Below are 12,927 nucleotides of genomic sequence, written 5' to 3'. Positions count from 1 at the left end.
CTAACGCCCCTGCGAGCGCGCCAAATCGGCGCGCACAACCGTCCAGTCGATCACAGCCTGAATCACGCGATCCCGGTCCAGGTCGTTGAGCGTCTCGTGATAACTCCCCTGATAAATCATCAGCGTGGCGTCAGTCGAGCCGACGTTCGCTTCGAACTCGCGGCTGCCGGCAGGCTCAGTGAGCGTGTCGGCGTCGCCGTGGAACACGAGCACCGGCAATGTGATGGACTTGGCGCCAGCGGCGATGCGCTTCATCGCGTCGAGTAACTGTGCGCCGGTCCGCGCGGGCACGGCGTCGTGGTGCACGAGCGGATCGCGCCGGTTCGCCTCGACCACGCCGCGCGCCCGCGACAGCGCGGCCGGATCGATTTTCAGCGCCGGAAAGCGCGGCATCACGCGGCTGACAACCTGGCTCATTGCGAGCATCCAGCGCGGCACGTCGTTGCCCGGCTTGAGCGCGGCGCTCGACAGGATCAGCCCGGCAAGACGCCGTGTCGACTTCGGCAGGCGCTCGGCGGCATACAGCGCGGCAATCGATCCGCCCATGCTGTGTCCCATCAGGATAAGCGGAACGTCGGCGGGCGGGGTCGCCGCGCACACTTCGAGGAGCGCGTCGGCGTCGAGCAGATATTCGTCGAAGTGGCGAATCCACACGCGCTCGCCCGACGAACGCCCATGGCCGCGCAGATCCACCGCCACCAGTTCGATGCCCGCCGCGTTCAGGCGCAGCGCGAACGCGTCGTAACGCTGGCCGTGCTCTGCGAGTCCGTGAATCAGCGCGATCCGCGCGAGCGGCGCAGCGAACGCCGGGACGGCCTGCCAGCGATGCAAATACAGTTCGACGCCCTGCCGCGTCTTGATCGTGCTGGTCGAATAAAGGCCGCGTTCGGCTTGAGCCATGAGGGAATCCAGCAATTTTGAGATGACGCAGATGATAGTCGGTCAAACGCGCGACATGCGCAAAAAGCGTGCAACGGCGCGCCTTTAATGCCAGGAAGTAATTAGCGGATCGGAATTCATTATTAAACGTGATGACAACGCTGCGGTAAAATTGCGGATTCAGGCTCAATCAGACGGCGGCCGGCTGCCCGGGTGGAAACACTCAGCGGGAAAGCCCTCCGCCGTTTGCCGTTTAAATGATCGAAATACGCAATCTTTCGCAACGTTTCGCGGGACCCCGAGGTTGGGTCGAAGCGTTGCACAACGTCAATCTGACGATTCCGGCCGGCGAAGTGTTCGGCATCATCGGGCGCAGCGGCGCGGGCAAGAGCACGCTGGTGCGCACCGTCAACCTGTTGACGCGGCCGAGCGAAGGCAGCGTGATCGTGGATGGACGCGATCTCACGACCCTCAACGCCGCGCAATTGCGCGCCGCGCGCCGCGATATCGGCATGATCTTTCAGCACTTCAACCTCCTGTCGTCGCGAACGGTGTTCGACAACGTCGCGCTGCCGCTCGAACTCGCGGGCATGAAGCGCGCCGAGATCGAGGCGACCGTGTTGCCGCTGCTCGATCTCGTCGGCCTCACCACGCAAAAAGACCGTTATCCCGCGCAGATCAGCGGCGGGCAGAAGCAGCGCGTCGGCATCGCGCGGGCGCTGGCGAGCAAGCCGAAAGTGCTGCTTTCGGATGAAGCCACCTCCGCGCTCGATCCCGAAACCACGCGCGCGATTCTCGACCTTTTACGCAAGATCAACCGTGAACTCGGCCTGACGATCGTGCTCATCACGCACCAGATGGACGTCATCAAGCAGGTGTGCGACCGCGTCGCCGTGCTCGACGCGGGTCGCGTGGTGGAAGAGGGCAAGGTCGTCGATGTGTTCATGCAGCCGCATCACGAAGTCACGCGCGCGCTGATCGGCGATGTGATCGCGCATGAACTGCCGCCGGCGATGAAAAAACGCGTCGCCGAGCGCCTGAAAACCGGCAGCGGCCACTTGCTGCGGCTCGCGTTCACGGGTTCCGGCGTCGATCAGCCGATTCTCTCGGAGACCATCCGCCGTTACGAACTGGATTTCAACATCCTGCACGGTCAGATCGACGAGATTCAGGGGCAGGCGTTCGGCTCGCTCGCGGTGCTCGCGGGCGGCCAGCCGGTGAAGGTCGCGGAGGCGATCGCGTTTTTGCGTACACAGGGTGTCGTGGTGGAGGAGTTGTCGCATGTTGAGTGAAATGCTGGATATGTTCGTGCAGTCGTTCTGGGAAACGCTCGTGATGGTGGGCATTTCCGGGCTGATCGGCGCGGCGCTCGGCCTGCCGCTCGGCGTGCTGCTCTATCTCACCGACCGCGACGGCGTGCTGCGCAATCTCCCTGTGAATCGGGTGCTCGGCGGCGTCGTGAACGCCGTGCGATCCACGCCGTTCATCATCTTGCTGGTCGCGGTGATTCCGTTCACGCGGTTGGTCGTCGGGTCGTCGATCGGCACGATGGCCGCCGTCGTGCCGCTCACCATCGCCGCTGCGCCGTTTATCGCGCGGCTCGTCGAAACCGCGCTGCGCGAAGTGGATCGCGGCTTGATCGAGGCCGCGCAGGCGATGGGCGCGACGACCAGCCAGATCGTCTTCAAGGTGCTGCTGCCGGAATCGCTGCCGGGCGTGGTGGCCGGGCTGACCATCACGTTCGTCTCGCTCGTCGGCTATTCGGCGATGGCGGGCGCGATCGGCGGCGGCGGTCTGGGCGATCTCGGCATCCGCTACGGTTATCAGCGGTTTCTGCCGGAAGTCATGCTGACGGTGGTCGTGATCCTGATCGTGTTCGTGCAACTCGTGCAGTCGTTCGGCGACTGGCTGGTGCGCCGTCTGAGCCACAAATAATTCGGTAAAAACCAAAGGCAGATTCATGCAACGTCGTTTCATTCTCAAATTCGCGGCGCTCGTGGGCGCGACAGCGCTCTTCGTGAACGTCGCGCACGCCGACGAAAACATCAAGGTCGGCGTGACGGGCGGCCCGCATGCACAGTTGATGGAAGTCGTGAAGCAGGTCGCGGCGAAGAACGGCCTGACTATCAAGATCGTCGAATTCTCGGATTACGTGCAGCCGAACGCGGCGCTTGCCGCCGGCGATCTCGACGCGAACAGCTACCAGCACGCGCCGTATCTCGACGCGCAGGTGCGCGACCGCGGCTACAAGCTCATCAAGATTGCCGAGACGGTCACGTTCCCGATGGGCATCTACTCGAAGAAGGTGAAGTCGCTGGCGGCGCTGCAGCCGGGCGCGCGGATCGCCGTGCCGAACGATCCGACCAATGGCGGCCGCGCGTTGCTGCTGCTGCAAAAGCTAGGCGTGATCAAGCTGCGCGCGGACGCGGGTCTGAAAGCGACGCCGCTCGATATCGTCGATAACCCGCGCAAGTTGAAGATCGTCGAACTCGACGCGGCGCAGATTCCGCGCTCGCTGAACGACGTCGACGCCGCCGCGATCAACACCAATTTCGCGATGGAAGCGGGCCTGAAGCCGAAGTCGGACGCCATCGCGATCGAAGATCCGAAAGGGCCGTACGCGAACATCATCGCGATTCGCGCTGTGGACAAGGACAAGCCGTGGGTCGCGAAGCTCGTTGCGGCGTATCACTCGCCGGAGGTGAAGCAATTCATCGAAGGTAAGTACGCGGGCGCGGTGATTTCGGCCTGGTGAGCAGGGCTTTTATATGTTCGCTTCAACCCGTGCCCGGTTTTTAGAGGCCGCGGTCGAGGACCCGGGTTTGCCCCCGGGTTTTTTTCTATTTAAAATAGAACGGTCGTTCGATAAGATTCGGACATATCTGATGGTGCGGTTTCGCAAAAATTGCTCTCAACCGGCAGGCGGTCAGTGGCGGGCGCCACTCGTTATAATGTTGGCCGGGTTGACGTATTCGTAACTTTGGAGCGTGTGCATGAAAATCTTGGTGCCAGTCAAGCGCGTGGTCGATTACAACGTGAAGGTCCGAGTGAAGTCGGACAACACGGGCGTCGATATCGCGAACGTGAAAATGTCGATGAATCCGTTCGACGAGATTGCGGTGGAAGAAGCCGTGCGCCTGAAGGAAGCGGGCATTGCGACCGAAGTGATCGCGGTGTCGTGCGGCGTGACGCAATGTCAGGAAACGCTGCGCACGGCGATGGCGATCGGCGCGGATCGCGGCATTCTGGTCGAATCCGCCGACGAATTGCAGCCGCTGGCGGTCGCGAAAATTCTGAAGGCGCTGGTCGATAAGGAACAGCCGCAACTGATCATCCTGGGCAAACAAGCCATCGACGACGACTCCAATCAGACCGGCCAGATGCTTGCCGCGCTGGCGGGTTTGCCGCAGGCGACGTTTGCATCGAAAGTGACCGTGGCCGACGGAAAAGCCACCGTCTCGCGCGAAGTGGACGGCGGCGCGGAAACGCTGTCGCTGTCGTTGCCGGCTGTCATCACGACCGACTTGCGTCTGAACGAGCCGCGCTACGTGACGCTGCCGAACATCATGAAGGCGAAGAAAAAGCCATTGGAAACGATCAAGCCCGCGGACCTGGGCGTCGATGTCGCGCCGCGTCTGAAGACGCTGAAAGTGACCGAGCCGCCGAAGCGCTCGGCCGGCGTGAAGGTCGCTGACGTGAAAACTTTGGTCGAGAAGCTGAAGACCGAAGCCAAGGTTCTGTGAGGGAGATGAACACAATGACAATTCTGGTAATCGCAGAACACGACAATGCGTCGATCAAGGCGGCGACGCTGAACACGGTCGCGGCGGCGTCGAAAATCGGCGGCGATATTCACGTGCTGGTTGCGGGTTCGAACGCGCAAGCCGCAGCCGATGCTGCCGCGAAAATCGCCGGTGTCGCGAAAGTGCTGCTGGCCGATGCGCCGCAACTGGGCGACGGACTCGCCGAAAATATCGACGGCACGGTGCTGTCGATCGCGAAGAATTACTCGCACATCCTTGCGCCCGCGACCGCTTACGGCAAGAACATCGCGCCGCGTATCGCCGCGCATCTGGACGTCGCGCAAATCAGCGACATCACCGCCGTGGATTCCGCCGACACGTTCGAGCGCCCGATCTATGCGGGCAACGCGATCGCGACGGTGCAATCGAGCGATCCGATCAAGGTCATCACCGTGCGTTCGACCGGTTTCGATCCGGTCGCGGCGGACGGCGGCAGCGCGGCGGTCGAGAAGATCGAAGCCGCCGCGGACGCGGGCATCTCGCAATTCGTGAGCCGCGAACTGACGAAGCTGGACCGGCCGGAACTGACGTCGGCGTCGATCATCGTGTCGGGCGGCCGGGGTCTCGGCAACGGCGAGAACTATACGCAAGTGCTCGAACCGCTGGCCGACAAGCTGGGCGCGGCGCTGGGTGCATCGCGTGCAGCGGTCGACGCGGGCTTCGTGCCGAACGATTATCAAGTCGGGCAAACCGGCAAGATCGTCGCGCCCCAGTTGTACGTGGCGGTCGGCATTTCGGGCGCGATCCAGCATCTGGCCGGCATGAAGGACAGCAAGGTGATCGTCGCGATCAACAAGGACCCGGAAGCGCCGATCTTCGGCGTGGCGGATTATGGTTTGGTCGGCGATCTGTTCACGGTCGTGCCGGAGCTGGTGAAAGAACTCGGCTGATCGAAGCCCGCACTCAAGGCTGAGAACGAAACACAAGGGGCGCGTCGATTGCGCCCCTTTCCACATCTGAAGTGGGAGGAGAACAAAAATGACCTATACGGCACCCGTCAAAGACATGCTGTTCGTGATGAAGGAACTCGCCGATCTCGACAGCATCGCGGCGCTGCCCGGCTTCGAGGACGCGAACTTGGACACCGCGCAAGCCGTGCTCGACGAAGCCGCGAAGTTCAACGGCGAAGTGCTCGCGCCGCTCAACGTCGAGGGCGACAGGCACCCGAGCACCTGGGCGAACGGCGCAGTCACCACCACGCCTGGTTTCAAGGAAGCGTTCCGCCAGTTCAGCGAGGGCGGCTGGCAGGGCGTGCTGCATCCGGTGGAATACGAAGGGCAGGGCTTGCCGAAGCTCATCGCCACGCCGTGTATCGAGATGATGAACGCCGCGAACATGTCGTTTGCGCTGTGTCCGCTGCTCACCGACGGCGCGATCGAGGCCCTCCTGACCGCCGGCACCGACGAGCAGAAAAAGTTGTACGTGCCGAAGCTGATTTCGGGCGAATGGACCGGCACGATGAACCTCACCGAGCCGCAAGCCGGCTCTGATCTCGCGCTGGTGCGCACGCGCGCCGAGCCGCAGGGCGACGGCACGTTCAAAGTGTTCGGCACCAAAATCTTCATTACCTACGGCGATCACGACATGGCGGACAACATCGTCCACCTCGTGCTCGCGCGCACGCCGAACGCGCCCGACGGCGTGAAGGGCATCTCGCTTTTCCTCGTCCCGAAATTCATGGTGAACGCCGATGGTTCGCTCGGCGAGCGCAACGACGTGCAGTGCGTGTCGATCGAGCACAAGCTCGGCATCAAGGCGAGCCCGACCGCCGTGCTGCAATACGGCGATCACGGCGGCGCGGCGGGTTATCTGATCGGCGACGAAAATCGCGGTCTGGAATACATGTTCATCATGATGAACGCCGCGCGGTTCGCGGTCGGCATGCAGGGCGTTGGCGTGTCGGAGCGGGCGTATCAGAAGGCTGTCGCCTACGCGAAGGATCGCGTGCAAAGTCGTCCGGTGGATGGATCGGCGCGTCAGTCGGTATCGATCATCCATCATCCCGATATTCGCCGGATGCTCGCGACCATGCGCGCGCTGACCGAAGGCGCGCGCTCGCTGGCGTACGTCGCGGCCGCGCATTGCGACCTCGCGCATCATCTCCCTGACGACGAAGCGCGCGCCCGACATCAGGCGATCTACGAATTTCTCGTGCCGATCGTGAAGGGCTGGAGCACGGAGCTATCCGTCGATGTCGCGAGTCTCGGCGTGCAGATTCACGGGGGGATGGGCTTCATCGAGGAAACGGGCGCCGCGCAGTATTACCGCGACGCGCGCATCCTGACCATCTACGAAGGCACGACGGCCATTCAGGCGAACGATCTGATCGGCCGCAAGACCGTGCGTGACGGCGGCGCGACCGCGCTCGCGATCCTCGCGCAAGTCGATCAGACCATCGCCGCACTCGCCGAACGCGACGGGCAGGCGTTCATGTCGATGCACCGTCACTTGAGCGCGGCGAGTTTGTCGCTCGCGCGGGTGATCGAGTTCGTGGTGGCGAGGGTCAAGAGCGATCCGAACGCGGTGTTCGCGGGCAGCGTGCCGTATCTCAAGCTGGCGGGGATCGCGCTGTCAGGCTGGCAAATGGCGCGCGCGATGTTGATCGCGAGCGACAAGCGCGCCGACGACGAAAAGTTCTACGGCGCGAAGATCGCAACCGCGCAGTTCTTCGCGGAACATATTTTGTCGCAAGCGCCGGGAATCGAGGCGTCGATCGTCAGCGGCAATGGCGCGGAAGGCATTCTGGCGCTGAGCGAGGATCAGTTCTGAGTTCTTGTTCTGCAATAAAAAAAGGCGCCGCGGCGCCTTTTTTATTGCAGCAATCGTCCGATGGTCATGCGTAAGCCGGTTGCGGCTGCGTCGTTTTCTCGCCGAGATAACGATGGACGGAGATGTCGTCCGATTGAATGGCGGGCTGCTTGCCCGACATCAGATCGGCGAGCAACTGGCCGGAACCGCAGGACATTGTCCAGCCGAGCGTGCCGTGGCCGGTGTTGAGGAACAGGTTCGGCAGCGGCGTGCGTCCGACGATAGGCGTGCCGTCGGGCGTCATCGGACGCAAGCCGGTCCAGAATGACGCCTTGGCCGTGTCGCCGCCGCCCGGGAACAGATCGTTCACGCACATTTCCAGCGTGTCGCGGCGCGCGGCCTTGAGCGATTTGTCGAAGCCGACGATTTCCGCCATGCCGCCCACGCGGATGCGGTCGTCGAAACGGGTGATCGCGATCTTGTAGGTTTCGTCGAGCACCGTGGAAACCGGCGCGGCCGCGGCATTGACGATCGGCGCGGTGAGTGAGTAACCCTTCAGCGGATACACCGGAATCTTGACGATATCGCCCAGGAATTTCGTCGAATACGAGCCGAGCGCGACGACATACGAATCGCCGCGCACCATTTCGCCGCCGCACTGCACGCCCGCGATCCGGCCGTTCGCGACGGCAAGCGCGTCGATCGGCGTGTTGTAGCGAAATTTCACGCCGAGTTCTTCCGCCATCGCGGCGAGGCGAGTGGTGAATTTCTGGCAATCGCCGGTTTCGTCGTTCGGCAGACGCAATCCGCCGGTCAGCTTATGCGACACGGCGGCGAGCGCCGGCTCGGCCTTAAACAGTTCGGCGGGTGTGAGGAGCTCGAAAGGCACGTTGGCATCGCGCAGCACCGCGATATCCTTCGCCGCGCCGTCGAGTTGCGCCTGCGTGCGGAACACTTGCAGCGTGCCGCCGGTACGCCCTTCGTACTGGATACCCGTATCGGCGCGCAATGCCTGCAGACAATCGCGGCTATATTCAGCGAGGCGCACCATCCGCCCCTTGTTCACCGAATACCGCGCTTGCGTGCAGTTTTGCAGCATTTGCCACATCCACTGCAACTGGAAAGTCGTGCCGTCGAGACGCATCGCGAGTGGCGCGTGCTTTTCGAACATCCATTTGATGGCCTTGAGCGGCACGCCGGGCGCGGCCCACGGTGACGCGTAGCCGGGCGAAATCTGGCCAGCGTTGGCGAAACTGGTTTCGAGCGCGGGACCGGCTTCACGGTCGATCACCGTGACTTCGTGGCCCGCGCGGGCGAGGTAATAGGCGCTCGTCACGCCGACAACGCCGCTTCCCAGAATAACGATTCGCATGACTTCTCCGAGCAGATTCGAGCTGATCCGTCAGTGCACGCGTTCGATGTTTGATCGAAGACAATATGTGACGGCATACATAGTGTTATCGACTATGATATTGACGCAGATATAGTTTTTGTTATTGTTTTTGGCGTTTTTTCAGTAGAAACCCATGCGAACTCAACGAAATCCAGTACGTGCACTCGACAAACTCGATCACAAGATTCTGAAGATTCTTCAGAAGGACGGGCGCGTCGCGATGAAGGATCTCGCGGAACAGGTCGGACTGTCGGTCACGCCGTGTATCGAGCGTGTGAAGCGCATGGAGCGCGACAACGTCATCATGGGATATTTCGCGCGCGTGAATCCGCAGGAATTGGGCGCGGCGCTGCTCGTGTTCGTCGAAATCACGCTCGATCACAAGAGCGGCAACATGTTCGAGCAGTTCCGGCGCGAGGTCCAGCGCATTCCGGAAGTGCTTGAATGTCATCTGGTGTCGGGCGATTTCGATTACCTCATCAAGGCGCGGATCGGCGAAATGGCCGATTACCGCAAGCTCCTCGGCGACATTCTTTTGCAATTGCCGGGTGCAGTGCAGTCGAAAAGCTATGTGGTGATGGAGGAAATCAAGGAGACGCTGACCATTTTCGTGGACGTGTAAACGGCGCTTGCACAGACTTGGAAAACCTGTATATTCATACAGTGTTTTTGTGTTTCTGAGTATGCATCCATGCCATCTGAGCCCGACGACCGCGAGTTTCCCATCGCCCCGCCCGTGCCGCTTAAAGGGCGCGGTGCGGTCTCGAACATGCAAGGGCGCTATGAAAAAGACGCGCGTGAAGCGGTGGACGACGGCTGGCTTCACCTTGCCGACGAAAACGAAGACGGCGGCAGGCCGGCGTTGCGTACCCATGTGTTCGAGGAGCGGGCGAAGAGCATCCTGACGCGCAACGCATCGCCCGATATTCCCTTCAGCGTTTCGCTTAATCCGTATCGCGGCTGCGAGCACGGTTGTATCTATTGCTTCGCGCGCCCGACGCACAGCTATCTGGGTTTATCGCCGGGACTCGATTTCGAGAGCCGGATCTACGCGAAAATCAACGCGGGCGAGTTGCTCGAACGCGAACTGAACAAGGCGTCGTACCAGCCGGAACCTATCGCGCTGGGCGTCAATACGGACGCGTATCAGCCCGTCGAGCGCGATTTGCGGATTACGCGGCGGGTGATCGAAATTCTGAGCGAACGCGGTCACCCGTTCGCCGCCATTACGAAGTCATCGTTGATCGAGCGCGATATCGATTTGCTTGCGCCGATGGCCGAGCGCGGTCAGGTAATGGCCGCGGTCACCGTCACGACACTCGATGCCGACATCGCGCGCACGCTCGAACCACGGGCGGCGACGCCGTCGCGTCGGCTGCGCACCATCCGGGCGCTGAGCGATGCAGGTATTCCAGTGGGCGTGAGCATCGCGCCGGTCATTCCATTTGTCACGGAGCCGGATCTCGAGCGAGTGCTGGAAGCGTGCGCCGAAGCGGGGGCGACGAGCGCGAGCTATATCGTGTTGCGCTTGCCTTGGGAAGTCGCACCGCTGTTCAAAGACTGGCTCGGCGCGCATTTCCCGGACCGGGCGGATCGCGTGATGAGCCGCGTGCGCGACATGCGCGGCGGCAAAGATTACGATTCTGATTTCGCGACGCGCATGAAAGGCGAAGGCTTATGGGCGGATATGCTGAAACAGCGCTTTCATAACGCGGTGAAGCGGCTCGGGCTGAATGGGCGTCAGCGCGGCATTTTGGACATGTCTGGGTTTCAGCGTCCGGAACCGGCAGCGCGTACGCGAACTCCGGTCAAACCGGAGAGCCCGCAACTGAAGCTTTTTTGAGCCGCGCTTCAGGTCCTACTGCGAAAGCGTCTTCGCGGCTTCTACCTGAGATTCGAAGTAGGTTTGGAACGTGAGCGCCAGCGCAGTCATCAGCAAAAACGCGCCGACCAGCAACGAGAACATGACGATGAAAATCACCGTCCAGCCGGAATCGCTTTCGCGACCGGTGTTTGCATTGAACTGGGCGTCCCATTTCGCGTCGGGACGCAAGCCGTAGACGATCGCCGAGAGAAACGCCGCGAGGAGCGAAACCGCGCCCGGAAACGCGAGCACCCAGCCAATAGCCGAGGTACGCTCGGTCGCGGCGAGCAGCGCGTAACCGGCCGCGCCAGCCAGAATCCCGACAATGTGCGCCCAGCCGAACTTGTCGCGAAAACCGTACAGATAGAAGCGATGCGCGCCGATACTGCCGAAAAAGAACGCGAGCGCGGCGGTGAGCGTCTTCGAGCGAAAGCGATTGGACGTGACGGATTCAGGTTTCGATGGCGGCATGACGGAAGCGGAAGGCGAGGGATTCATCGGCGAGTCGGGATGGGCGGTTGAGGGCGAGCGTGGACGCGGCATTTTACGCCGCGGGAGCATACGGCTGCGGCAAAGGTCGGTATCAGGGTCCGGTGTAAGTCACTCGATAGATCGCGCCGGCGTAGTCGTCGCTGATGAGGAGCGAGCCGTCGGGCATCGGCAGAACGTCGGCGGGGCGGCCCCAGACGGTGCCGTCCGGGTTCAACCAACCCTGGGCGAAAACCTGCTGACGCGGATGCTCGCCATTCGGACCCGCCGCGATCTGCACGACCCGGTAACCGACCTTCGAACTCCGGTTCCACGAGCCGTGCTCCGCGATGAACATCGTGTTCTTATAAGCGGCCGGGAACATCGAACCCGTGTAAAAACGCATGCCGAGCGCGGCGACGTGCGCGCCGAGCTTCGCGGCCGGTGGCGTGAAACGGCTGCACGGATGCGTCGGACCGCCAAACTGCGGGTCGGCGATATCGCCTGCATGGCAGTACGGAAAGCCGAAGTCCATTCCGGCGCGCGGAGCGCGGTTGAGTTCGTCGTTTGGGCGATCGTCGCCTAGCAGGTCGCGGCCGTTGTCGGTGAACCAAAGCTGCTTCGTGCGCGGATGCCAGTCGAAACCAACCGTATTGCGGATCCCGTGCGCGAAGACCTCGTACTGGCTGCCGTCCGGGTTCATCCGCGCGATCAGGGCGTAGCGCTTGCGATCCGACTCGCAGATGTTGCACGGCGCGCCGGTCGGCACGTACAGCTTGCCATCCGGGCCGAACGCGATGAATTTCCAGCTATGCGAGTCGTCGGTCGGCAACGTATCGATAATGACCGCCGGTTGCGGCGGGGAATCGAGATGCGCGTCGATATCGTCGAAGCGAAGAATTCGCGACACCGCGCTCACATAGAGCGCGCCGTGGCGAAACGCCACGCCGGCCGGCGTGGTGAGCCCGGATGCGATCACGTGGCGGCGCACGGCCCGGCCGTCGTTCAACTCCAGCGCATACACGTGGCCGTCGAGGCTCCCCGCGTACAAAATGCCTTTCGGCGATAGCGCGAGCGCGCGCACGGTGGGCACGTCATCGCTCAGCACGGAGATACGAAAGCCGGGTGGCAGCACGATCTTCTCGATCGGCAGCGCGGCCTGCACAGCGAACGCCGCGCTGAAGAGGATCGCGGCGAGCACCCCTTTTAAACACGCGGACGCTCGGCTTTTGTCATCATTCCTGCCGCCCATACCCCGCTTCACGCTAAAATCCATCTTGTTCTCCGTAGAACAGCCACGAGTTTTATGCCGTGGCGAACAGTTTGCCGGGCGCTCGCGTGTCGCGCGCGCCGACCGGCATCTCGATAAATCCGGTTAAGTGTTTGTTAAGGCACCGGTTTCCCGCTATAATCGCGTGTTTTGGTAGTTCCGAACCCCGGTTTTCAAGGATTTCAGCATGGTCATCATCCGCTTGGCTCGTGGCGGCTCGAAGAAGCGCCCCTTTTACAACATCGTCGCAACTGATTCGCGTAGCCGCCGTGACGGCCGCTTCATCGAACGCGTCGGTTTCTACAACCCGGTCGCCACGAAGGGCGAAGCCCTGCGTATCGCCCAGGATCGCCTGACGTACTGGCAAGACAACGGCGCGCAACTGTCCACGACCGTTGCACGTCTCGTCAAGCAATCGCAACAAGCTCAGCCGGCTGCTTAAGTGAACGTCGGCGGTGACGTGTGCCGCACGCCGGCACATCCGATCCGATCGAATTTCGCT

Annotated in this window: 13 protein-coding genes; 9 read left to right on the top strand and 4 right to left on the bottom strand. The window is 62.1% G+C overall.

What is annotated here, in order from left to right; translation table 11 throughout:
* Entirely contained in the window at positions 1-900 is a 900-nt protein-coding gene (locus tag AC3D25_RS11840; protein WP_488888574.1) for an alpha/beta hydrolase, read from the bottom strand.
* A 236-nt stretch (positions 901-1,136) separates the two neighbouring features.
* On the opposite strand from AC3D25_RS11840, the gene AC3D25_RS11835 reads away from it, so the two are divergent.
* The 6 genes from AC3D25_RS11835 to AC3D25_RS11810 all read left to right on the top strand — a co-directional run bounded on the left by AC3D25_RS11835 (position 1,137) and on the right by AC3D25_RS11810 (position 7,451).
* Entirely contained in the window at positions 1,137-2,171 is a 1,035-nt protein-coding gene (locus AC3D25_RS11835; protein ID WP_488888573.1) for a methionine ABC transporter ATP-binding protein, read from the top strand.
* Entirely contained in the window at positions 2,161-2,814 is a 654-nt protein-coding gene (locus AC3D25_RS11830) for a methionine ABC transporter permease (RefSeq protein ID WP_488888572.1), read from the top strand. Before AC3D25_RS11835 ends, AC3D25_RS11830 begins: the two co-directional genes overlap by 11 nt.
* A 25-nt stretch (positions 2,815-2,839) precedes the next feature.
* Positions 2,840-3,634, top strand: coding sequence for a MetQ/NlpA family ABC transporter substrate-binding protein (locus AC3D25_RS11825; protein ID WP_488888571.1), 795 nt, complete (start codon positions 2,840-2,842; stop codon positions 3,632-3,634).
* A 238-nt stretch (positions 3,635-3,872) separates the two neighbouring features.
* Positions 3,873-4,622, top strand: a complete 750-nt coding sequence (locus tag AC3D25_RS11820; protein ID WP_488888570.1) for an electron transfer flavoprotein subunit beta/FixA family protein — start codon at positions 3,873-3,875, stop codon at positions 4,620-4,622.
* Between the two features lie 14 nt (positions 4,623-4,636).
* Positions 4,637-5,572 carry an electron transfer flavoprotein subunit alpha/FixB family protein gene (locus AC3D25_RS11815; RefSeq protein ID WP_488888569.1) on the top strand — a complete coding sequence of 312 codons (936 nt, stop codon included), beginning with the start codon at positions 4,637-4,639 and terminating at the stop codon, positions 5,570-5,572.
* Between the two features lie 88 nt (positions 5,573-5,660).
* Positions 5,661-7,451 (top strand): acyl-CoA dehydrogenase, encoded by a 1,791-nt coding sequence (locus AC3D25_RS11810; RefSeq protein ID WP_488888568.1) that lies wholly within the window; start codon positions 5,661-5,663, stop codon positions 7,449-7,451.
* Between the two features lie 64 nt (positions 7,452-7,515).
* On the opposite strand, the gene AC3D25_RS11805 is transcribed toward AC3D25_RS11810, so the two are convergent.
* Complete coding sequence (locus tag AC3D25_RS11805; RefSeq protein ID WP_488888567.1) at positions 7,516-8,802, bottom strand: D-amino acid dehydrogenase; 1,287 nt, start codon at positions 8,800-8,802, stop codon at positions 7,516-7,518.
* 154 nt (positions 8,803-8,956) lie between these two features.
* On the opposite strand from AC3D25_RS11805, the gene AC3D25_RS11800 reads away from it, so the two are divergent.
* Positions 8,957-9,445 (top strand): Lrp/AsnC ligand binding domain-containing protein, encoded by a 489-nt coding sequence (locus AC3D25_RS11800; RefSeq protein WP_488888566.1) that lies wholly within the window; start codon positions 8,957-8,959, stop codon positions 9,443-9,445.
* A 69-nt stretch (positions 9,446-9,514) separates the two neighbouring features.
* Entirely contained in the window at positions 9,515-10,666 is a 1,152-nt protein-coding gene (locus AC3D25_RS11795) for a PA0069 family radical SAM protein (protein WP_488888565.1), read from the top strand.
* Positions 10,667-10,681: 15 nt separating this feature from the next.
* On the opposite strand, the gene AC3D25_RS11790 is transcribed toward AC3D25_RS11795, so the two are convergent.
* Positions 10,682-11,158: an NINE protein gene (locus tag AC3D25_RS11790; RefSeq protein ID WP_488889672.1), complete on the bottom strand. Its 477-nt coding sequence runs from the start codon at positions 11,156-11,158 to the stop codon at positions 10,682-10,684.
* Positions 11,159-11,270: 112 nt separating this feature from the next.
* Positions 11,271-12,407, bottom strand: a complete 1,137-nt coding sequence (locus tag AC3D25_RS11785; RefSeq protein WP_488889671.1) for a PQQ-dependent sugar dehydrogenase — start codon at positions 12,405-12,407, stop codon at positions 11,271-11,273.
* 205 nt (positions 12,408-12,612) lie between these two features.
* Between AC3D25_RS11785 and rpsP the strand changes: the two genes are divergently transcribed.
* On the top strand, positions 12,613-12,867 hold the full coding sequence (gene rpsP, locus AC3D25_RS11780) for a 30S ribosomal protein S16 (RefSeq protein WP_488888564.1): 255 nt from the start codon (positions 12,613-12,615) through the stop codon (positions 12,865-12,867).
* Positions 12,868-12,927 lie beyond the last annotated feature (60 nt).

The sequence above is a fragment of the Caballeronia sp. SL1002 genome (assembly GCF_057814995.1).
The sequence above is the reverse complement of the archived record's forward strand: the minus strand, read 5'-3'. Positions and strand labels throughout refer to the sequence as shown.

Excerpts from the sequence above, each read along its gene's own strand:
- AC3D25_RS11840 (WP_488888574.1), bottom strand. The coding sequence starts at position 900 with ATGGCTCAAGCCGAACGCGGCCTTTATTCGACCAGCACGATCAAGACG.
- AC3D25_RS11835 (WP_488888573.1), top strand. The coding sequence starts at position 1,137 with ATGATCGAAATACGCAATCTTTCGCAACGTTTCGCGGGACCCCGAGGT.
- AC3D25_RS11830 (WP_488888572.1), top strand. The coding sequence starts at position 2,161 with ATGTTGAGTGAAATGCTGGATATGTTCGTGCAGTCGTTCTGGGAAACG.
- AC3D25_RS11825 (WP_488888571.1), top strand. The coding sequence starts at position 2,840 with ATGCAACGTCGTTTCATTCTCAAATTCGCGGCGCTCGTGGGCGCGACA.
- AC3D25_RS11820 (WP_488888570.1), top strand. The coding sequence starts at position 3,873 with ATGAAAATCTTGGTGCCAGTCAAGCGCGTGGTCGATTACAACGTGAAG.
- AC3D25_RS11815 (WP_488888569.1), top strand. The coding sequence starts at position 4,637 with ATGACAATTCTGGTAATCGCAGAACACGACAATGCGTCGATCAAGGCG.
- AC3D25_RS11810 (WP_488888568.1), top strand. The coding sequence starts at position 5,661 with ATGACCTATACGGCACCCGTCAAAGACATGCTGTTCGTGATGAAGGAA.
- AC3D25_RS11805 (WP_488888567.1), bottom strand. The coding sequence starts at position 8,802 with ATGCGAATCGTTATTCTGGGAAGCGGCGTTGTCGGCGTGACGAGCGCC.
- AC3D25_RS11800 (WP_488888566.1), top strand. The coding sequence starts at position 8,957 with ATGCGAACTCAACGAAATCCAGTACGTGCACTCGACAAACTCGATCAC.
- AC3D25_RS11795 (WP_488888565.1), top strand. The coding sequence starts at position 9,515 with ATGCCATCTGAGCCCGACGACCGCGAGTTTCCCATCGCCCCGCCCGTG.
- AC3D25_RS11790 (WP_488889672.1), bottom strand. The coding sequence starts at position 11,158 with ATGCCGCCATCGAAACCTGAATCCGTCACGTCCAATCGCTTTCGCTCG.
- AC3D25_RS11785 (WP_488889671.1), bottom strand. The coding sequence starts at position 12,407 with ATGGGCGGCAGGAATGATGACAAAAGCCGAGCGTCCGCGTGTTTAAAA.
- rpsP (WP_488888564.1), top strand. The coding sequence starts at position 12,613 with ATGGTCATCATCCGCTTGGCTCGTGGCGGCTCGAAGAAGCGCCCCTTT.